Annotated in this window: 12 protein-coding genes; 6 read left to right on the forward strand and 6 right to left on the reverse strand. The window is 68.8% G+C overall.

Going from position 1 to position 20827, the window contains the following annotated elements; all coding sequences use genetic code 11:
* Positions 1 to 11: 11 nt before the first annotated feature.
* Entirely contained in the window at positions 12 to 599 is a 588-nt protein-coding gene (locus F0U63_RS28280; RefSeq protein ID WP_395834349.1) for a hypothetical protein, read from the reverse strand.
* A 160-nt stretch (positions 600 to 759) separates the two neighbouring features.
* Positions 760 to 1668, reverse strand: a complete 909-nt coding sequence (locus F0U63_RS28285) for a LysR substrate-binding domain-containing protein (protein ID WP_395834351.1) — start codon at positions 1666 to 1668, stop codon at positions 760 to 762.
* A gap of 85 nt (positions 1669 to 1753) precedes the next feature.
* On the opposite strand from F0U63_RS28285, the gene F0U63_RS28290 reads away from it, so the two are divergent.
* Positions 1754 to 2509, forward strand: coding sequence for a sulfite exporter TauE/SafE family protein (locus F0U63_RS28290; RefSeq protein ID WP_395834353.1), 756 nt, complete (start codon positions 1754 to 1756; stop codon positions 2507 to 2509).
* A 96-nt stretch (positions 2510 to 2605) separates the two neighbouring features.
* Here F0U63_RS28290 and F0U63_RS28295 read toward each other — a convergent pair whose 3' ends face one another.
* Entirely contained in the window at positions 2606 to 3466 is an 861-nt protein-coding gene (locus F0U63_RS28295) for a zinc metalloprotease (protein WP_395834355.1), read from the reverse strand.
* A 376-nt stretch (positions 3467 to 3842) separates the two neighbouring features.
* On the opposite strand from F0U63_RS28295, the gene F0U63_RS28300 reads away from it, so the two are divergent.
* Complete coding sequence (locus F0U63_RS28300) at positions 3843 to 4799, forward strand: hypothetical protein (RefSeq protein WP_395834357.1); 957 nt, start codon at positions 3843 to 3845, stop codon at positions 4797 to 4799.
* Between the two features lie 14 nt (positions 4800 to 4813).
* Here the strand turns inward: F0U63_RS28300 and F0U63_RS28305 are convergent, their stop codons facing one another.
* Positions 4814 to 8719, reverse strand: coding sequence for a DEAD/DEAH box helicase family protein (locus F0U63_RS28305; RefSeq protein WP_395834359.1), 3906 nt, complete (start codon positions 8717 to 8719; stop codon positions 4814 to 4816).
* A 205-nt stretch (positions 8720 to 8924) separates the two neighbouring features.
* On the opposite strand from F0U63_RS28305, the gene F0U63_RS28310 reads away from it, so the two are divergent.
* Positions 8925 to 9929: a Kelch repeat-containing protein gene (locus F0U63_RS28310; RefSeq protein ID WP_395834361.1), complete on the forward strand. Its 1005-nt coding sequence runs from the start codon at positions 8925 to 8927 to the stop codon at positions 9927 to 9929.
* 18 nt (positions 9930 to 9947) lie between these two features.
* Here the strand turns inward: F0U63_RS28310 and F0U63_RS28315 are convergent, their stop codons facing one another.
* Both F0U63_RS28315 and F0U63_RS28320 read right to left on the reverse strand, forming a co-directional pair.
* Positions 9948 to 11849: a hypothetical protein gene (locus tag F0U63_RS28315; protein WP_395834363.1), complete on the reverse strand. Its 1902-nt coding sequence runs from the start codon at positions 11847 to 11849 to the stop codon at positions 9948 to 9950.
* Positions 11850 to 11934: 85 nt separating this feature from the next.
* Positions 11935 to 13416, reverse strand: a complete 1482-nt coding sequence (locus F0U63_RS28320; RefSeq protein WP_395834365.1) for an amino acid permease — start codon at positions 13414 to 13416, stop codon at positions 11935 to 11937.
* 143 nt (positions 13417 to 13559) lie between these two features.
* Between F0U63_RS28320 and F0U63_RS28325 the strand changes: the two genes are divergently transcribed.
* The 3 genes from F0U63_RS28325 to F0U63_RS28335 all read left to right on the forward strand — a co-directional run bounded on the left by F0U63_RS28325 (position 13560) and on the right by F0U63_RS28335 (position 20808).
* Positions 13560 to 14507, forward strand: a complete 948-nt coding sequence (locus F0U63_RS28325; RefSeq protein WP_395834367.1) for a glycoside hydrolase family 43 protein — start codon at positions 13560 to 13562, stop codon at positions 14505 to 14507.
* A gap of 899 nt (positions 14508 to 15406) precedes the next feature.
* The gene (locus tag F0U63_RS28330; protein ID WP_395848436.1) at positions 15407 to 17857 is read left to right on the forward strand and encodes an ATP-binding protein; all 2451 of its coding nucleotides are present in this window, start codon (positions 15407 to 15409) and stop codon (positions 17855 to 17857) included.
* On the forward strand, positions 17854 to 20808 hold the full coding sequence (locus tag F0U63_RS28335; protein WP_395834369.1) for an ATP-binding protein: 2955 nt from the start codon (positions 17854 to 17856) through the stop codon (positions 20806 to 20808). Before F0U63_RS28330 ends, F0U63_RS28335 begins: the two co-directional genes overlap by 4 nt.
* Positions 20809 to 20827: the final 19 nt, after the last annotated feature.

Raw genomic sequence — 20827 nt, forward strand, 5'->3', positions numbered from 1 at the left:
GGCGTGAACGGCTAACGCAGGGAGCGCATGGGCTCCGCGCGAATCACCCGCGCCGTGGGCTCTCCCGCGTCCTCCACGTAGGCCACGCGGGCCTCGGTGCCCTCGCTCAGGGCCTCGGGAGGCAGGGCATTGCCCGCCTGCACGGTGCAGGTGACGTCATCCGTGCGCAGCTTCACGGGTCCCTTGCCCGGCACGTCGACCACCACCAGCCCGCTGGAGCGGAAGTTGATGATGCCGGAGACCACCGTGACCTGCTCGGAGGAGTTCAGCGCGTTGGCGCACAGGTGCTTCTCCTCCGCCGAGCCGCCCGAGCCGCCCACGCCCTCGTCCAGGCTCTTGGGCCTCTCACGCTTGATGTTCAGTTCCCGGGCCACCTGCTCATAGAGCTCGTGCTTCGCCCCCGCGGGCTCCGCCACGGTGTTCTCCTCCGTGGGGAACTGTCCCGTGTCCACGGTCGCCCCGCCACCGCCGCCGACGCTCACCGCGACGGGAGCGGCCTCGTCCGCGCTCGTGGGCGCCGGTGAACGGGCCAACTGGCTCGCACACGCCATCGCGCTCGCGCTCAACACCATGCAGCCCACCCGCATCCAGTGCCTCATCGGTCCCTCCCCGTGTGGATTGCGAAGCCCTCTCGGAGCCGTCCTGATGAACTAGGCATTCCCCCACCGGGGGGCTACTCCGCCCCACACCCGATGCCTCCACGCGAGGCACCGCATGCTCGTCCGCTCACCTCCTTCAACGCATGGCCCATCCAATGGCTCATCCGCGTCCACCCCGGCTGGACCCATCCGCCCGGAGTGCGTCGACGAGCAGCCGGGCCTGGACGGACAGGGCCGCGTGGTCGCGCACGCACAGGATGAGCCTGCGTGTGGCCCAGGCGTCACTCAACGCCACCCGGCGGATCGCCATCGAGCGCTGGCAGCGCCGGGCCGCGGCCTCCGGAATCACCCCCACGCCCACGCCGCGCTCCACCATGCGGCAGAGCGCATCGAAGCTGCGCAGGCGCACCCGGTAGCGAGGCCGCCGGCCGAGACGCGCCGCATGCCACGCCAGGTGCTCCTGGAGCGCGCTGCCCTCGCCCAGGCCCACGAAGGGCGCGTCGAGCACCTCGGCGAAGGCGAGTGTCCGGCGCGCCGCGAGCGGGTGCCCTCGCGCCACCACCACCACCAGCCGGTCCTCCTGGAACGCGAACGTCTCCAGCGCGCCGAGCTCCACCGTGTCCGCCACCAGCCCCACCTCGGCCCGCCCCTCGGCCACCGCCTGGACGATCTCATGGCTGAGCCGCTCCTCCAGCTCGACATCCACCTCGGGATGCGCGGTGAGGAAGGCGCTGAGCGCCTCGGGGAGGAACTCGGTGAGGGCCGCGGTGTTGGACAGCAGGCGCACCTGGCCCCGCACCCCACCCGCGTAGCCGCCGAGCTCACCGCGCAGGTTCTCCACCTGCCGCAGCACGGAGCGGGCATGCTGGGCCAGCGCCCGGCCCGCCGGCGTGGGCCGTACCCCGCGCCGCTCGCGCTCCAGCAACGCCACGCCCAGCTCGTCCTCCAGTCCGCGGATGCGTGCGCTGGCCGAGGCGAGCGCGAGGTGGGCCCGCTCCGCCCCATGGGTGATGCTGCCCGCCTCCACCACGAGGAGGAACAGCCGCAGATCCGTCAGGTCCAAGCCCATCGCTCCTCCTGCCTTCGTGAGAAGCGAAGGCTGCCCGCGCTTCTTCCACATTGTCCGGAGGGAGGGACGTCCGCAAGCTCACGCCATGAACCTGCTCTCCACGACCCCCTGGCTCCTCGGTGCGGGCCTGCTCGCGGGGGCCATGAACGCCGTGGCGGGAGGTGGCACGTTCGTCACCCTCCCCGCCCTCGTCCTGGCCGGTGTGCCTTCGGTCGTCGCGAATGCTTCCAGCACCGTCGCCCTCTTCCCGGGAGGACTCGCCAGCACCTGGGCCTATCGCGCCGACCTCTCGCCCCCGCGAGGCGTGTCGCTGCGCGCCCTGGTGGCGGTGAGTCTGGCCGGGGGCCTCGTGGGCGCGCTGCTGCTGGTGCTCACCCCCCGTGCCGCCTTCGACCAGCTCCTGCCCTGGCTGCTCCTGCTGGCCAGCGGCGTGTTCGCGCTCGGGGCCCGGCCGGGCCTCATGCCCGGCCCGCGGGTCCGCGCCTCCCCCGCCGTGCTGCTCTCGCTCCAGTTCCTGCTCGCCATCTATGGCGGCTACTTCGGGGGCGCGGTCGGCATCATGATGATGGCGGTCTGGAGCCTGCTGGGCCGCTCGGACTTGAAGGTCCTCAACCCCCTCAAGGCGCTACTGGTGACCGCCACGAACACCATCGCCGTGCTCTGCTTCGCCGTGCTGGGCGCGGTGTCCTGGCCAGAAACCCTGCTCGTGCTGGGCGCCGCCGTGGTGGGGGGCTACGCGGGCGCTCGGCTCGCCCGGCGGATGGACTCCCGGCACCTGCGGCTCGGCGTCACCGGGTTGTCCCTCCTGCTGACGGTCGCGTACTTCGTCCGGGCCGGATGAGCGATGCCGCGCCTGGAAAGGCGCTCGGGATGAAAAGCAAAACGCCGGAGCGCTTGGAGCGCCCCGGCGTCGGTCCTTCGGAAACTCAGGCTCGAATCACAGACCGCGGTACTGCTGCACCAGCGAGTCCATGCGGTCGTTCTGACCGGCGGAGAAGGTGTTCATGCACGAGTCGTCGGTGTAGTCCATGAAGTTGGTGATGGGATCCACGCCCGCGGTGGTGCAGGTGTCGCGGCCGGTCGGGCAGCCGTAGGCGGCGGAGGACTCGGCCGGGGTGTCGTTCACGTAGTCACCCGTGGTGGTGCAGCCGCCCTGGAACGTGTGGTACAGGCCCAGCCAGTGGCCGACCTCGTGGGTGGCCGTGTCGCCCTCGTTGTAGGGCGCCGCGCTGCCGCCGGGCAGCGAGCTGTAGAGGATGACCACGCCGTCCAGGCTCGGCTGCGAGGCGTAGCTGGAGGGGAAGGTCGCCCAGCCCAGCAGGCCCTGGCCCATGTTGTTGGAATAGACGTTGAGGTCGCCCGCTCCACCCTTGCGCAGCGCCGCCTTCATCTTCTTCTCACAGGCGCCACCGCTGCACGTGTACCAGGAGGAGTTGGTGGTGCGGTCCGTGCCCACCAGGGTGAACGTGAAGGGCGTCGTCTTGTAGGCGGCGTTGAGCACGGAGATCTGGCTGGCGATATCCGCGTCCGAGATGTTGCCCTGCGAGGTGCTGGTGCCGTTGTTGATGACGTGCCAGTAGACCTTGATGTTGACCGAGCCCGCGGCGCGCGCCTGCGCCCGCACACGGCCGGCCAGGGCCTGCTCCACGCTCTGCTTCTCCTCGGCGCTCAGCTCCTGCGTCGCGCAGCCGCGCACCACGGCCTGCTGCGTCGCCTCCTCCGCGGGCGCCTGCTCCACCTCGGTGCACCCACCGAGCGCCAGCATCGAACCCAGAACCACCGCGAACTTTCCACTCATCGAGACAACGCCACGGAACATTCCAGCTCCTCGGGAAAAGTTGGAAGTACTTATATCTCAAGAAAAGAGAATCAACAATGGAGAATCTGTTCTTATTGAAAAAATCCTCCATCACGGAGAGAAGAGAAAGAAAGGCTGACAGTGAAAAACAGACACCGGGGTGCATGAACCACCCTGGCGCACAAGAGACGACCTGACGCGGGTTGGGATTGCTCCCCCCGGAAGGACAAGCCGTACGAGAAGTCGGAGGAAGCGGTTCAATGGGCCAGACGGAGGAGGTAGGCTCCCAGGAGCGACTCGGGAGGTGGGGCGAATGCGCGGGGTGATGCCGCGGCCTTCGATTCCACCGGAAACACTGCTCAAGGAGTGTCTGCGCATGAACCCTGGAAAGATGGCCGTGTATCCGGACGCCCTGGAGCCAGGAACGCAAGTGGGCCGTTGGCGCGTGGTGGAGTCCTTGGGCGTGGGCGGCCAGGGCGCCGTCTACCGCGTGGAGGACATGGACCATCCGGGCGACTTCTACGCGCTCAAGCTCGCCTTGCATGCGCGTGATGGACGGACCGAGCTGTACGCCCTGGGCGTGTGCCTGTATCGGGCCACCACCGGGCATTACCCCTTCTCCGAGTGGCTGCCATCGGACCTGTTGCAGTACGCCATCGTCCACCAGCGAGTGCCCGTGCCCGTGGACGTCAATCCCCGGGTACCTCGCGCCCTGAGCGAGGTGATTGTCCGCCTGCTGGCGAAGAACCCGCGCGAGCGCTACGCGAGTGGCGCGGAGGTCCACGCGGCGCTGGTCGACGCGGCTTCACGTGCACTGGGGGAGTGGGACATTCCCATCTTCGACACGGAAGAGGTGCCACCAGAGCAGGAAGGAGACAAACCCCAGCGGCGCATCCTGCGGCCCGAGGGACCCAGACCCTCCTGGACGTTCTCTCCTCTTCCTCCCCTCCCCCGTGCGGCCCGCGAGGAGAGAAGACGCCATTGGCCGCGGAGGCTCGCACTCGCCACGGCGGTGCTGCTGGCGATGGTGCCCATGACGCTCGCGCGCAGAGACGCCAGGGTCAACAGGAGTTGGGTGACGGATGTCCATGTCGGTCCCGCCTCCGAGCCATCCACGGAGGCCCCCTTGCCCATGCAGAACCAGAAGCTGGCACCGTGCACGGCGAAGCTCGAAGTGGAGGTCTCCGGCGCGTGTTGGCTTCGGCTTTGGGACAGGCCGCCGAACTGCCCACCCCAGACGGTCGCGTATGGAGCCAAGTGCCTCTGGCCCGTACCGAAACCCCACCCTGGCATCCCCACCAGCGTCGATGCGGGAACGCCAGAAGCCCGATGAGAATCAGAGAAGACCTATCTGACATCGAAAGGAGCACCGAGCGCCTTCCAGGTATCGGAGTCGACGGGCTCAGGAAGAACCCAGGCTCCTTCACTCTCATTCCAGCGTGCAACACCGGCGTACCTCCAGGGGCCACCAGGTTCCATGCACGTCAGCACGAAGGCGGTCTCCGCTGGATTTCGACCGGAGATGATCAGCTCGAGGCGCTCAGGTGTCTTGAGGCGGCCCGGCTGGTCGACGCAGAGGAACAAATGGCCATGGTAACGCCCCGTTTTCGGAGCCGAGGGGAGTCCGAACGCGCGCATGGCGCCCTCGTCGTCGAGCAGCACGCCAGTAAAGGGGCCCACTCGCTCTGGAGGAATGACCTCTACCAGCTGCGCGATGGGAGTCACCCCCTCCGTCACCTCGAAAGAAGGATGGTCTGGATTATCGGAGCGAAGGAGCCAATGCGCGCCATGTTGCACGATGCGCTTGAGCTGGTAGGCATGCCCCGAGGCGTCAGGCACCTGGACGAGCACGACACGTCCGCTCAGCGCGCCAACACCCATGCCCCGGACGTACCGCATCACCAACCAATCCCCGTCCCGAATGGGCCGCTCCCCACCCTTCATGGAATCGCCCGACGCACGTACGGCGAAAAGTTCGTCCGCACTCGACACGAGTGGCAGATGGACGCCCCCCTCCTCGGGTGCACTCACCACCGAATCGCGGGCAGCGCCCGCGGCGGCTTTCAAGCTGGGAAACGTGACGAGCGCCTTCATGCGACGTAGCGGGATGACCGATGCCCCGAGCGGCTCGAGATGCCAGCCGCTCGTGTCCTTCCGGAAGCGCACCTGGAAGGAAGTTCCCGAGGCGCCCGCCTTGGGACCAAACCATTGGCGGAGCAACTCTGGCAACCGGTTGGTCTCCATGGCCGCGCCCGCCGGCCAGGCCTTGTTGACGGCGATCTTCACGAAGAGGAACTTCCATCGACTGCCATCAGGCAGTGTGACAGGGACTGGCCCCTCCTTCTTGCTGTCGGGGATGCCCGGCCGTCCGCTTCGTGAAGGCAGCATCAGGATGGGCATATCGCTGGAGTTGTGGATCACCTTGGCGTCGAAGCCATCTGGATGGGTGCTCGCGTGCCCTTGGCCCACGTACCTCGCCAACCGGTAATCCACCAGTTCCTGGGTCATGGCATGGAAAGCATCCCGTGTTTCCGCTCCGATGGGGAGGAGAGAGACAAATCGCTCCCCATCAACGCGAAACCAGGCTTGCTCACTGCTCCACGCATTGATCGGGTTCGTCTTCCAATAGGTGAGGAAGCGCCGCGGGTCCAGCGCGTTCGCGTCTTCGAGAGACTTGACCCCTTCCAGATCCTTGCCGAACTCGGGACGCTGTCGGAGCAGGCTCAAGCTGCGTGAGGCCAGTTCCGCGAGTGGCATTCCTCCTTCGAGAGCATGAGCATCCAGGAGCACCTGGAGCACCACCATCTTGAAGCTCTTGCTCATCGGGGTGCTCTCGAGAGCCTCGAACCAGTCCTTGCCTCGATTCTCCAGGGCCTTCGCTTCCGCGCTCGTCAAATCTCCCTGGCTCCCGACGAACTGGAACCAGCCCTGCTTCAGAGTCGACGGGAGATAGCCCAGACGGTACAGCTCTCCCATCGAGGGTCGTCTTCCCCAGGCGTGCCGAAGCTCGCGGTACATCCGCGCGACTTCGCTGCTCCCCTTGGGCATCAGCTTCGCCAACAACCTCTTGGCTTCCAACTCCACCTCCACGGAACAGCCCGGCGGAAGGGTTGGCTCCTTGTCATGGACAAGGAAGTCCTGGAGCAATGGGACCGAGGGACCCGCGCCAAGGAAGAGCAGGGTTTGGACACGGTCCAGGAACATCCGGTGGTTGCCCACGAAGTCGATGATCGTGACGGACGTCTTCTTGTCAGCCTTGCGCAGACCTCGTCCGAGTTGTTGCATGAAGACCACGGGAGACTCGGTGGGGCGCAGCATCACCACCCGGTCCACGGTTGGAAGATCGATTCCCTCGTTGAAGATATCCACGGCGCAGATGGCATCGAGGCCGCCGTTGACCAGACGGGACAGGGCCTCCGCTCGGTCATCCGATTCCGCTCCGGAATGGACCGCCACGGTCCGTACACCCTTCTGCCGCAGCCAGTCACGGACATACTCGGCGTGAGGCACGGAAGCGCAGAACACCAGAGTCCGGGTCGCCGGGTGTTGCTCCCAGGCTTCCCACATCTTCCGCATTCGAGCTTCTGTTTGTACCGCCGCCGCCAACCTCGCTGGATCGAATCGCCGGTTGCGCCACGGAATGTTCTCGTAGGCGACGTCATCCTTCAATCCATGATAGGCGAAGGGCACCAACAGCTCGCGTGAAATGCCTTCCGCGAGGTCGGCCCGGTAGACGACATTGTCCTCGAACAGGCCGAAGATGTCCCCTGCATCCGTCCGCTCCGGGGTCGCGGTCAGCCCGAGCAGGAAGGTGGTCCGCAAGCACGCCAGGATGCCACGGTAGCCCGGCGCCGAGGCATGGTGAACCTCGTCGATGACGACGTAATCGAAAGGCGGAACCCCGCTCAGCCATGCGAGGTGTTCAGGGCGCGAGAGCTTCTGTACCGAGGCGAAGAGCACATCGGCGTCCAGTTCCCTCCGGGCGCCGACGAACCAACCAAACTCCGAGTGCGGGAGGTAGGAGCGGAGCGTCGCCGCGGCTTGCATCAGCAATTCAGAGCGGTGCACGAGGAACAGGACGCGAGCGCGCCGCCCCAACGCGGCCTCGACTTTCGAGATGTCGATTGCCGCGACGAGGGTCTTGCCCAGGCCCGTCGCCATGATGACGAGTGCTCGCGGCCTCCCTCTCTGACGGCTGCTCTCGAGCGCGGCGAGTGCTTCCCGTTGAATCCCGTGGGGCTCGCGTGTCCTGGGCACGGGCACCGGCTCTTCCACGAAGCCTTCCGCTTCGGGCGGTAGGGCCTGACGGGGTGGTCGTGATCGAGCCGCTTCCCGCTCGTACCGGGAGATCCATGCCGCGTCGAAGTGTCTGGCCCGCGACCACCATTCCTCGAAGGCGTCCACCGCATCCTGGTAGGCCCGGGGGTTCTGGTCACGCTCGACGGGAAGGTTCCATTCGATACCTGTCTTCAGCGCCGAGTGGGAGACGTTGCTCGAGCCCACGAACGCGACCGCCAGCTCGGGTCCCTCGAAGCGCCAGGACTTCGGATGGAATGCGCGGCCGATGTCCTTCACCTCCACGATCCGTGCCTCGAACACGCCCGCCCCCTCTTCCCGCTGCGCCTGGTTGGCGTTCATCCAGTCCAGGAGTTGGCGAAGAGCGGATGCCCCGGTGATGGACATGTAGTCCCCGGTCAGCAGCCGGACCCGCGCGCCTCGCGACAAGGCGTCCTGGACCAGCGCGTACAGCACCGCGAGGCCGCTTTCCTGCACGAAGGCCGCCAATACCGACACGTCCGTGGCCTGGGCGAAGAGCGGCTCCAGGTGCCAGAGGAAGGGATCCTTGACGCCTCCCGTGGCCAGTGGCTTCGTCGGAAGCCTGAGGTAGTTCCCCTTGCTCGGAATCACGTGGCGCACCCCACCCCGCGGGTCCGCCATGTCTCCCTGGTAGCGCGGAATCACATGCACATGCAGGTGCGGTACCGTCTGCCCCGCCGCATCACCCACGTTGATGCCCAGGTTGTACCCGTCCGGCTTCGGGTCATTTCCATCCAGGCCGCGCTTCACCACGTCGACCAGTTCGAAGAGGGCCCGCTGCTCCTCGGGCGTGGCCTCGAACCAGGAGGCCACGAGCCGGCGCGGAATCACCAGCGTGTGCCCCCGACTCACCGGGTACTTGTCCCGGATGGCGAAGGACAGGGTGTTGGACGCCACCCAACTGGACTCGGGCACATCGAGGAAGGGGGAACTCACGCGGGCACACTACCCCACGCGATTCGTTCCTTAGAACCACCGCACCAGCTCCCTTCGCGAGGTGGCGGGGGCGTCGAGCGACTCACCGGCACGAGGGACGGGCTCATGCACGCCATGTATGCCGAACATTTACCCGTTTGATTTGTGCCACGAACGCGGCGGACGCAGATTGGCGAGGATCATTCCCCCACCCAGGAAGCGCCACATGCGTCCCCTCTCCACCCTCTGCTTGTCCCTCTGTCTTTGCCTGCTCTCGCTCGCCTGCGGTGACGGCAACGAACCCGGACCTGGCACGCCGCCCTCGGACTCGTCGCGCTGGACCGGGCTCGCGCCCCTCCAGAACGGTCCACGGCAGGAGCACGGCGTCGTCGCGCTCGGCGGCAAGGTCTACGTCATCGCCGGTGTCGATACGGCCAACACCGGGCGCGTCTCCGTCTACGATCCCCCCTCCAATACCTGGACCGAGGCCGCTCCCCTTCCCCTGCCCATGAACCATCCGAACATCGCGGTGGTGGGTGAGAAGATCTACGTCGTCGGCGGCATGGTCAGCGACTTCCCCTGGACCGCCGTCGGCAACGTGTTCGAGTTCGATCCTCGGACGAACCTCTGGACGGAGCGGGCCCCCATGCCCGCGAGCACCGAGCGCGGCAGCGCGGCCGTCGGCGTGAGTGGCACGAAGATCTACCTCGCGGGCGGGCTGCGTTCGCTCGCGCCCGAATTCCAGGACACGGTGGCGACCTTCTCCTCGTACGACGTCGCCCAGGACACCTGGGAGACCCTGCCCAGCCTGCCCGAGCCGCGCGATCACGTCGGCGGCGCCGTCGTGGACGGCACGTTCTACGTGCTCGGTGGACGCGCCAACGGCGTCGAGAACGTCAAGGGCACCGTCTTCGCCTACAACCTCTCGACGGGGACCTGGTCGTCACGCGCGGCCATGCCAACCCCTCGCGGAGGGGTCGCGGCGGCCGCGGTCGGCACGAAGATCTACGTCATCGGCGGCGAGGGCAATCCGGCCCCGGGCTCCCTGGGCGTCTACGCCGACACCGAGGCCTATGACACCGTGAGCGACTCCTGGCAGGTGCTCGCGCCCATGCCGACGCCGCGCCACGGCACCGGCGCGGCCACCATCGGCTCGACGATCTACGTCCCGGGCGGCGCGGTGCAGACCCGGCTCGGGCCGGGCGTCGCCAACGAGGCGTTCATTCCCTGAACTCCCGAGGCGCGTCCTTCAAGGCGTAGGGGACGCGAGCGGCGCGCCCGTCACGAGCGCCGCTCCCCTGAACCCACACGGCTGGGCCACACTCCCGGAGCGCACCCGCAGGGACACCTGGCGCAGGGGCTGTTCTCCCGAGTTCAGGTGCAGCCACCACACCCCCGCCACGCCCTCCAACCGCGCCTCGGGCGCACTGGGAGCCTCCACCTCGATTCCCTCCGGTGGCGTCTCGGCGCCCATCACCAGCAGCCCGCGCTGGACGGGCGGGTCGAAGTGAACGGTGAGCGACGCACCGGTCTCGCACGGCGTGAAGCCCCGCGAGGGCTCGAGCCGCACGGGCCGGGTGTCGTCCCGCACCCCGCGATACCGCGCGATCCGGAAGGGAGCGCGCTCAAGCCAGCGTGCATCCACGAGCTGGAAGGGCGTGCCATGCTGGAAGAGCCACGCCGGAGGATCCGGGATGGTCTCGGGCTGGGAAGACTGGGCCAGGGACACCAACACCTCATCCGCCTCCCGCACCCGCGACACCCAGAAGGGGGTGCGCAGATAATCCCCCTCCAGCACGACCGTGGGCAGGCGGCGCGCGGGATCCAGGCCCCCCAGGACATAGCTGTCCCAGTAGCCACCGAGCAGCACCGCGCCCGGGGCACGGACCACCAGTGTGTCCGTCACCGCCTGGGCCGTCGCCAGATAGGGATTCTCGAGGCGCGGCTTCACGAGCAGGAGGCCGCCCGCCACCAGCCCTCCGGCGAACACCGCGCAGAGCACCCCCATCCGCTCGCGCAGGGCGGGCACCTGCCCCAACAGGAACAGGACGCCCGAGAGCGCCGCCAACACCCCCAGCACGAAGGAGGGCACGAGATAGCGGATGCTGTAGCCATTCTCGCGCACGTGCTGCACCACCAGGCACAGCAGCAGGTTGCCGAGCGCCGCTCCGGCGAGCGACAGCGTGAGGGCGGCCAGCTCGACTGGAGCGGAGCGGGCCGCCAGCGTGCGCCAGCGCAGGTGGTGCAACAGGAAGCCCAGCGTCATCAACCCCAGGAGCCACCCGAGGACGACGAGTGGCGCGAGCGCCTGCGCGAAGAACGTCGCGAACAGCCCATGCACGTTCTCCAGGAGGTGATCCAGATCCAGCCGCAAGTTCGTGCGGTAGCCATGATTGAAGTGAGCACGGGAGAAGCGGTGGAAGACGGAGCGCGCTCTGGCCTCGAAGAGGAAGCCCACCACCAAGGGGAGCAGGCACAGCCACGGGCGCCAGCGGGCGCGTCCCGGTGGGCTCAGCGCGCTGGCCAGGGTCCCTTGCACCACCAGACCCACCAGCAACAACGGACCCGAGATGGGAGAGGTCCAGCAGGCCAGCGTGGAGAAGAGCAAGGCCAGGCCGGCCCAGCCCCAGGTGACCCGGCCCGGAGCTGGCCGGGCGAGTGCCTCGACGAGGCGGTTGAAGGCCCACCCCGCGAGAAACAACGCCGTGAGCTGCCACCCATAGGGTTGACCCAGATCGAACAGGTACGCGTGGCAGAGCGGTGACAGGAGCACCAGGGCCGCGAAGCACGCCGCGAGCACCCAGCCCACCTGCCGGTGGAGGCCCCGCAGCGCGAGGCACGCCCCACAGGCCCAGGTGGCATGCCAGAGGAACAGCCGGTGGGGCGTCCAGTCGAAACCGGTGAGCGCGCGCCACGCCTGGGCGAGGAGCCAGGGCCAGGCGCCGAGGCGATCCTGGCCATAGTAGTACAGGCGGAAGGTGTCGAAGACGGGGTCATTGGACTGGAGCACCGGAATGGCCGTGTCCGAGTTCCACGTCACCAATGCCTGACTGCCCGGATCGAAGTGGGTGAAGACCCGCCCCAGGACCGCGAGCCACACGCACAAGCCGAATGCTTCCAGGCCATACCTCTTGAGCGAGGCATGTTTCATGGGACGAGAGCCCTCCTCATGGGCGCGCACCCTAATCCGATTCCACGGTCCCCAGGTGTCCAAGCCCTCTTGCGGAAGCCACTCCTCAGCGCGTCCCGCTGGGGCTGGCCGGCACGGCCTCCTCGTGGCCGACGCGCGAGTGCTTGCGGCCATAACCGAAGTAGAGGCCGAGGCCGAGCCCCATCCACACCACGAGCCGCATCCAGGTCGGCAGGCCCAGACCCAGCATGAGGCTGCCACAGGTGAGGATGCCCAGCGCGGGCACCAGCGGCACGAAGGGCGTGCGGAAGGGCCGGTGCAGCTCCGGCCGCCGGTAGCGCAGCACGAGCACGCCCGCGCACACGACGATGAAGGCGAACAAGGTGCCGATGGACACCAGCTCTCCCAGCAGGCCGATGGGGAACAACCCCGCCACCAACATGGCCACGCCCCCCGTGATGAGGGAGGCGACATGGGGCGTCTGGAAGCGCGGGTGCACGTGGCCGAAGAAAGGAGGCAGCAGGCCATCCCGCGACATCGCGTAGAAGACGCGCGCCTGGCCCATCAGCATGACGAGCACCACCGAGGCCAGTCCGGCGATGGCTCCCAGGCTCACGATGGGCCGCAGCCACCCCAGCGAGGGCCCTGCCTTGGAGATCGCCACGTATACTGGCTCGGGGACGTTGAGGGTGTTGTAGGGCGCCAGCCCCGTCATCACCAGCGACATGAGCATGTACAGCAGCGTGCAGACGCCGAGCGCTCCCAGGATGCCCACGGGCAGATCCTTCTGGGGATGGCGCGTCTCCTGCGCGGCCGTGGAGACGGCATCGAAGCCGATATAGGCGAAGAAGATGACACCCGCCCCCGCGAACACCCCGCTCCAGCCGAACTGACCGAAGTTGCCCGTGTTCTCCGGGATGAAGGGCGTCCAGTTGGCGGAATCCACGTGGGGCGCGCCAAAGCCGATGACGAGCAGCACCACCGCCAGCTTCACGAAGACGATGATGTTGTTGGCGCGGGCCGACTCGCGGATGCCCGTGATGAGCAGCACGGTCATCACCCCCACCAGCACCACGGCGGGCAGGTTGATGAGCGCGCCCGTGGCATGGGGGACGTGCCCTCCGGGAGCCACGTCGAACGGAGCGTTCACCAGCGCATGGGGCAGCGCGATGTGCAGGTGGTCACGCAGGAAGGCGGTGAAGTACCCGGACCAGCCCACCGCCACCGCCGACGCGGCGAAGAGGTACTCGAGCATGAGATCCCACCCGATGAGCCACGCGACCAGCTCGCCCATCGTGGCGTACCCGTAGGTGTACGCGCTCCCGGCGACCGGAATCATCGCCGCGAACTCGGCGTAGCACAGTCCGGCGAACAGGCAGCCCAACCCCGCCAGCATGAAGGACAGGATGATGGCCGGCCCCGCGTGCTGGGCCGCCGCCGTGCCCGTCACCACGAAGATGCCCGCGCCGATGATCGCTCCCACGCCCAGCATCACCAGGTTGAGGCCGCTGAGCGTGCGGCGCAACCCATGTCCGTGACCTTCCTCTTGCTGCAATTGAGCGATGCTCTTCTTCGACCAGATTCCCATGGGCGGCAGTCAACGCGACCCACCTCGCTTCAGCAAGAACGGCCCACGGGGCCCCTCGAATTATCCGCTGGCGAGCGATGCCGCTCCGCGTCGAGCGAATCGCCTCGTGGCGGGCGAAGCCCTCACGTTGTAGTCATCGCCTCATGCCCATTCGCTACCGCAATCCGGTGCACGACGCCTACTTCGCGGATCCCTTCGTCCTGCGGGTCGGGGAAGGCTATGTCGCCTACGGCACCGGCCGCGTGGTCGACGGGCGCGCCTTCGAGGTGCTCACCTCCTCCGATCTCGTCACCTGGCGCAGCGTGGGGGGCGCCCTCGAGCTGCTGCCCCCGGAGCTGGGCGGCGACTACTGGGCACCCGAAGTCGCCGAGGCGGATGGCCGCTGGTGGATGTACTACTCCGTGGGCCATGGGGACGTCGGCCACCACCTGCGGGTCGCCGTCGCCGATCATCCGACGGGCCCGTTCGTCGATCAGGGCGTCAACCTCACCCCGGACGAACGCTTCGCCATCGACGCGAGCCCCTTCCGGGACGACGACGGCACCTGGTACCTCTTCCACGCCCGGGACGTGCTCGAGGGAGACCGGGTCGGCACCATGCTCGCCGTGAACGTGCTCGACGGCATGACCCGGCTGCGCGGGCAGTCCCGCACCATCCTGCGGCCCAGTGACGACTGGCAGGTGTTCCTGCGCCAACGGCAGATGTATGGGCAGCTCTACGACTGGCACACGCTGGAAGGCCCGTTCATCCGCAAGTACGAGGGCCGCTATTACTGCTTCTACTCCGGCGGCTCCTGGCTGGAGCCCACGTACGGCGTCGCCTACGCCGTGGCCGATCACCCGCTCGGGCCATGGGTCGAGCCGACCGGCGTCCCTCCGCTGCTGCGGACCGTGACGGACCGGGTGATCGGCCCCGGGCACAACTGCGTGGTCACTGGCCCCGACGGCCAGGACGTCATCGTCTACCATGCGTGGAATCCGGAGCGGACGGCTCGCCGGATGTGCATCGATCCCGTCCTGTGGAGCCCGGACGGCCCCCGCGTGCTCGGGCCATCCTTCACGCCCACCCAGATTCCCCGCGCGGGGGAATGACGGGAGGGCGCTACCTACGGTGGCACGGGCCGCGCCACCGCGGCCAGGTCGGTCAGCGCGCGATGGACCGCGGGCACCAGGGCCTCGGCGCGAGGCGTCGGCCGCAACACCCCGCCCGGACCACGAACGAGCGAGGGGTCGCCGAACAGCTCCCTCCTCGGGCGAGGGCGTGAGCATCGTGCATGACACGGAGGGATGGCATGGCGATGTGCCCGGGGAGCTCCGAGCCGAATGTCCTCGCACGAACACGATTCCGGCACGAACCCGTGGTTTACAGGGTGAGGGATGTGCACCCTGGCTGGTAGTTGACGTCAACGAAGTCAGATCACAGCCGAATGAGCCAGAATCCCCCAGAGTCCCAGGCGCCCGCCACCGCCGCGGAAGTGTTCGCGGGCGGTGGGCAGATGGGCGCGCTCATGCGTGCCATTGACTGGTCACGCACGGAACTCGGACCCGTGGACACCTGGCCCGCCGCCCTGCGCACCATGGTCGGCGTGGTGCTGGGCAGCCGCTTCCCCATGTTGATGTGGTGGGGAGAGCATCTTGTCCAACTCTACAACGATGGTTACCGGCCCATCCTGGGGGACAAGCACCCCGCGTCCATGGGTGCGCCGGGAGCGGAAGTCTGGAGGGAGATCTGGTCCACGATCGGTCCCATGGCCGAGGGCGTCCTCCGAGGCGGCCCCGCCACCTGGTCCGAGCACCTGCTGCTGCTGATGAACCGCAAGGGCTTCTTCGAGGAGACCTATTTCACCTTTTCGTACAGCCCCATTCCCGATGATGCCGGAGGGCGGGGCGGCGTGCTCGTCACCGTCCAGGAGACGAGCAGCCAGGTACTGGGAGAGCGGCGGCTGTACACCCTGCAGCGCATGGCGGCGGACTCGTTCCAGGCCCGGAGCATGGAGCAGGCCGCACGGCTGGCGATACGGGCGCTCGACGGCAACCCGAATGACCTGCCCTTCGCGCTTCTATACCTGTGCGACGCGGAGGGCAGACACGCGTCGCGGGTGGCGGCCCGGGGGCTGCGTGAGGAGGAACTCTCCACGCTCCCGCCCGTGCTGGACCTGGCCACCGCCCAGGAGGATTGGCCCGTGCACGAGGTCCTCGCCACCCGCCGGCCCGTCCAGGTGGCGCCACTGCCCCAGCGCCTGCTCCCGGCGCTCGCGGGTAAAGACCTCCCGGTGCCCACCCGGGCCCTCGTCCTGCCCGTGGAGGGAGAGACCGGCCAGTCCCTGGCGGGTTTTCTCGTGGTGGGTCTGAGCCCCCGGCTCGACTTCGACGACAAGTACCAGGGCTTCCTGCAACTCGTGGCAAGCCACCTGTCCACCGCCCTCGCCCATGCACGGGCCTACGAGGAGCAGAAACAGCGCGCCGAGGCCCTCGCCGAGCTGGATCGGGCCAAGACGGCCTTCTTCAGCAACGTCAGCCACGAGTTCCGCACGCCCCTGACGCTGATGCTCGGCCCACTGGAGGAGCTGTTGGCCACGGGCCGGCTGCCGGACGAGGCGCGTCAGGCGCTCGCGCTCGTCCACCGCAATGGCCTGCGCCTGTTCAAGCTCGTCAACACGCTCCTGGACTTCAGCCGCCTCGAGGCGGGCCGTGTCCAGGCCAGCTACCAATCCACGGACCTCGCCGTCCTCACCGCGGGGCTCGCCAGCGCCTTCGACTCGGCCATGGAGAAGGTGGGGTTGCGCCTGCGGGTGGAGTGCGAGCCCCTGCCAGAGCCCATCTGGGTGGACCGGGAGATGTGGGAGAAGGTTGTCCTCAACCTCATCTCCAATGCGTTCAAGTTCACCTTCGAGGGGGAGATCGCGGTGCGCCTGCGCTGGCGGGGCGATCACGTGGAGCTGTCCGTGAGCGACACCGGCACGGGCATCCCCCCCGAGGAGCAGTCACGCATCTTCGAGCGCTTCCACCAGGTGCGGGGCGCGCGGGGCCGCAGCCACGAGGGCAGCGGCATCGGCCTGTCGCTGGTGCGCGAGCTCGTCAAGCTGCACGGCGGCAACGTGCACGTGCACAGCACGCCAGGCCAGGGCAGCACCTTCACCGTGTGCATTCCCACCGGCTTCGCCCACCTGCCGCGCGAGCGGCTCGAGGCTCCACGCCCGCGGGAGTCGACCGCACCCGGCGCGGCGCCCTTCCTCGACGAGGCCTCGAGCTGGCTCGCCTCCCCTCCCCCAGCTCCCGTGCGCGCTCCCGCCGCGCTGGAGGCACCTCCCGGGCGAGGTCCGGCCCCGGGTGGTTACATCCTGCTCGCCGACGACAACGTGGACATGCGCGGCTACGTGCGCCGCCTCCTGGAGACGCGCTTCACGGTCGAGGCGGTGGCGGATGGACGGGCGGCGCTCGAGGCGGTCCGGGAGCGGCTGCCGGACCTCGTGCTCTCGGACGTGATGATGCCGGGGCTGGATGGCCTGGGCCTGCTGCGTGCGCTCCGGGCGGACCCGAGGACCGCGGCCATTCCCATCATTCTCCTGTCCGCGCGCGCCGGCGAGGAGGCCACGGTGGAAGGCATCCAGTCCGGAGCGGATGACTACCTCGTGAAGCCCTTCAGCGCCCGCGAGCTGATGGCGCGCGTGGAAGGCGCCCTGCGTCTGGCGCGCGAGCGGGCCGAGCGCGAGCGGCTGGCCCTGGATCGCGCCGAGTTCGAGCAGCACCTCATCGGCATCGTCAGTCATGATCTGCGCAACCCCCTGGCCGCCATCACCCTGACGGCCACGACGCTGCTGCGCGGCACGGAGCTCGAGGAGCGGCAGCGCAAGTCGCTCGGGCGCATCTTCGCGTCGGCGGAGCGCGCCAACCGGATGATCCGGGATCTGCTCGACTTCACCAAGGCCCGCCTGGGCGGAGGCCTGCCCATCCACCCCGTGCCCCTCGACGTCCATGCCCTCGGCCGGCAGGTGGTGGACGAGCTGCAGGTCGCCCACCCCGAGCGCGTCATCCTGCTCGAGCAGCGCGGCGACGGTCAGGCCCACTGGGATGGGGACCGGATGGCCCAGGTGCTCACCAACCTCATCGGCAATGCCCTGCACTACAGTCCCCCCGGGACCCCTGTCCGGGTGAAGGCTCACGCAGAAGCGGAGACCGTCGTGTTCGAGGTGCACAACGAGGGAGTCCCCATCCCGGAGGAGCTGCTGCCCCGGCTCTTCCAGCCCATGCAGCGCGGAGAGAAGACGGGAGACAACGCGAGCCGCAACGTGGGGCTGGGGCTCTACATCGTGGACCACATCGTGCGGGCGCATGGTGGCACCATCGAGGTCCGTTCGCGCGCGGGCGAGGGAACCACCTTCCGGGTGCGCCTGCCCCGCACGGCCCCGGTGCCCCCCAACCAGGCAGGAGCACGGCCATGAGCGACGTGGACACGGTGCTCGCGGGCGGAGGCGAGCTGGGCGCGCTCCTGCGCTCCGTGGACTGGAGCCGCACGCCGCTGGGCCCCGTCGAGGGCTGGCCCGCGTCCCTGCGCACCTCGGTCAGCACGATGCTCGGCTCGCCCTACCCCATCGCGCTGTACTGGGGGGTCGAGTACGTCCTGATGTACAACGACGCCTTCCGTCCCATCCTCGGAAGCAAGCACCCCACCTCCGTCGGCGTGCCCGCGCGGCAGGCACTCACCGAGGTGTGGAACGTCCTGGAACCCATGCTCGAGGGCGTGAGGACCACCTGGATCCCCTCGTACGTCCAGGATCTGTGTGTCTTCCTGGAGCGCCGGGGCTTCGCGGAGGAGTGCTTCTTCACCTGGTCCTATATCCCGACCCGCGATGAGACGGGCCGCTTCGTGGGCGTCTTCACCATCGCGAGCGAGACGACGCGCCAGGTGCTCAGCGACCGGCGCTTCAAGACGATCCGCGAGCTGTCCATCCGCACCGCGCTCGACAAGAACGTGGAGGGCGTCTTCCGCTCCCTGGAGCAGGTGCTCGCCCAGGCCGGCGCGGACGTGCCTTTCGCGCTGCTCTACGCGGTGGAAGCGGGCAAGGCGCGGCTCGTCGCCAGCACGGGGGTGGAACGTGGCGGGCCAGCCGCGCCGGTGGAGCTGGCGCTCGCGGAGGACGCTCCCTGGCCCCTGACCGAGGTCCTGCGCTCGGGCCGCGAAGTGCTCGTCGAGGACCTGGGCTCGCGCCTGGGCGCGCTGCCCGGAGGGCCCTGGCCCGAGCCGGCGACCCGGGCGCTGCTGCTCCCCGTGTCCCTGGGCTCGAGCGAAGCGACCAACGCGGTGCTCGTGGCGGGACTGAGCCCCCGGCTGCCCCTGGATGAGGGCTACCGCGACTTCCTGCAACTGCTCGCGCGTCAGGTGGCGGCGGACGCGGCCCGCGCCCGGGCCTACGAGGAGGAGAAGCGCCGCGCCGAGCAGCTCGCGGAACTGGACCGGGCCAAGACGGCCTTCTTCAGCAACGTCAGCCACGAGTTCCGCACGCCCCTGACGCTGATGCTCGGCCCACTCGAGGACGCGCTCGCCGATGGCGAGCAGCCCCTGCCCTCCCGCCAGCGCGAGCGCCTGTCGCTCGTGCACCGCAACGGGGTGCGCCTCTTCAAGCTCGTCAACAGCCTGCTGGACTTCTCCCGCCTGGAGGCGGGCCGGGCGAAGGTGGCCTTCCAGCCCACGGCGCTCGCGGCCTTCACCGCCGAGCTCGTGAGCCACTTCGAGTCGGCCGCCCGGCGCGCGGGGCTCCTGCTCACCGTGGACCTGCAGGAGGTTCCCGAGCCCGTCTGGTTGGATCGCGAGGCCTGGGAGAAGGTCGTCTTCAACCTGCTGTCCAATGCGCTCAAGTACACCTTCGAGGGAGGCATCACGGTGAGCTTGCGCGCGGAGGGAGCCGAGGCCGTCCTGCGGGTGCGCGACACCGGCACCGGCATTCCCGAGCAGGCCCTGCCCCATATCTTCGAGCGCTTCCAGCGGGTGGAGGGGGCGCGCGCGCGCAGCCATGAGGGCAGTGGTATCGGGCTCGCCCTGGTGCAGGAACTCGTCAAGCTGCACGGCGGCAACGTCCACGTGCGGAGCGTCCTCGGCGAGGGCAGCACCTTCTCCGCCCACCTGCCGTTGGGCACCGCCCATCTTCCCAGCGGGCACGTGCTCGCGGAGGAAGAAGCCGGAACGACGGAAGCACGCGCCGAGCCCTACGTCGCCGAGGCGCTGGGCTGGATGCGCTCGGAAGCGGACCCGCGGCGAGCGCCCCCCGCCACGGCACCGGCCTCCACCGGCTCCCGGGCCCGCGTGCTCGTCGTGGACGACAACGCGGACATGCGCGCCTACGTCACGGGGCTGCTGCACCCCGCCTTCGAGGTGGAGGCCGTGGGGGATGGCGCCCGGGCCCTGGAGTTGATGCGGGCCCACCCGCCGGACCTCATTCTCTCGGACGTGATGATGCCCCGGCTGGGCGGCTTCGGCCTGCTGCGCGAGGTGCGGGCAACCGACGCCCTCAAGACCGTGCCCTTCATCCTGCTGTCGGCTCGCGCCGGCGAGGAGGCCTCCGTCGAGGGGCTCGAGGCCGGAGCGGACGACTACCTGGTGAAACCCTTCAGCGCGCGGGAGTTGCTGGCACGAGTGCAGTCCCACCTGGAGCTGGCGCGCATGCGCCGGGAAGCCGCGGCGCACGAGGCCCGCGAGGTGAGCCTGCGAGAAGCCGTCCACGCGCGTGACGACTTCCTGTCGGTGGCCAGCCACGAGCTCAAGACGCCCCTGGCCGCCTTGCGTCTTCAACTCGAGTCACTGGAGCGGACGCTGCCCGGCGAGGTGCGCACGCTCGTGAGCGAGCGGATCTTCGCGGTGCGCCGGCAGATCCAACGGCTCGCGGGCCTCATCGAGACGATGCTGGACGTGTCCCTGGTGGCCGCGGGCCGGTTGCGCCTGAAGCTGGAGCCGGTGGACCTGGCGGTGCTTGTCGCGGATGGCGTCGCGCAGATGCGCGAGGAGCTGGCCCGGCAGGAGTGTGCCCTCTCGCTCGAGTCAGAGGCGAGTCTGCCCGGCCGGCTCGACGCCACCCGCCTGGGGCAACTCTTGCGCAACCTCCTGTCGAACGCGGCCCGGTACGGCGCGGGCAAGCCGGTGCAGGTGCGGCTGCGCCGGGAGGGGAGCCACGCCCGCCTGGACGTGGTGGACCACGGCATGGGCGTGAAGCCCGAGCACCAGGCGCGCATCTTCAACCGCTTCGAGCGCGCCGTCTCCGCGCGGCACTTCGGGGGCCTGGGCCTGGGGTTGTGGGTGTCGCGCCAGGTGGTCGAGGCGCACGGGGGTTCCATCTCCGTGACGGACACGCCTGGCGGCGGAGCGACCTTCACGGTGCAACTGCCGCTCCAGGAGGGGTGATGCGGTGAAGTCACGCACC

Source organism: Cystobacter fuscus (assembly GCF_044360685.1).
Taxonomy (GTDB): domain Bacteria; phylum Myxococcota; class Myxococcia; order Myxococcales; family Myxococcaceae; genus Cystobacter; species Cystobacter fuscus_C.

What these genes read in the sequence shown, in the direction of transcription:
- F0U63_RS28280 (WP_395834349.1), bottom strand. Translation starts at nt 599, where the DNA reads ATGAGGCACTGGATGCGGGTGGGCTGCATGGTGTTGAGCGCGAGCGCG.
- F0U63_RS28285 (WP_395834351.1), bottom strand. Translation starts at nt 1,668, where the DNA reads ATGGGCTTGGACCTGACGGATCTGCGGCTGTTCCTCCTCGTGGTGGAG.
- F0U63_RS28290 (WP_395834353.1), top strand. Translation starts at nt 1,754, where the DNA reads ATGAACCTGCTCTCCACGACCCCCTGGCTCCTCGGTGCGGGCCTGCTC.
- F0U63_RS28295 (WP_395834355.1), bottom strand. Translation starts at nt 3,466, where the DNA reads ATGAGTGGAAAGTTCGCGGTGGTTCTGGGTTCGATGCTGGCGCTCGGT.
- F0U63_RS28300 (WP_395834357.1), top strand. Translation starts at nt 3,843, where the DNA reads ATGAACCCTGGAAAGATGGCCGTGTATCCGGACGCCCTGGAGCCAGGA.
- F0U63_RS28310 (WP_395834361.1), top strand. Translation starts at nt 8,925, where the DNA reads ATGCGTCCCCTCTCCACCCTCTGCTTGTCCCTCTGTCTTTGCCTGCTC.
- F0U63_RS28315 (WP_395834363.1), bottom strand. Translation starts at nt 11,849, where the DNA reads ATGAAACATGCCTCGCTCAAGAGGTATGGCCTGGAAGCATTCGGCTTG.
- F0U63_RS28320 (WP_395834365.1), bottom strand. Translation starts at nt 13,416, where the DNA reads ATGGGAATCTGGTCGAAGAAGAGCATCGCTCAATTGCAGCAAGAGGAA.
- F0U63_RS28325 (WP_395834367.1), top strand. Translation starts at nt 13,560, where the DNA reads ATGCCCATTCGCTACCGCAATCCGGTGCACGACGCCTACTTCGCGGAT.
- F0U63_RS28330 (WP_395848436.1), top strand. Translation starts at nt 15,407, where the DNA reads ATGGAGCAGGCCGCACGGCTGGCGATACGGGCGCTCGACGGCAACCCG.
- F0U63_RS28335 (WP_395834369.1), top strand. Translation starts at nt 17,854, where the DNA reads ATGAGCGACGTGGACACGGTGCTCGCGGGCGGAGGCGAGCTGGGCGCG.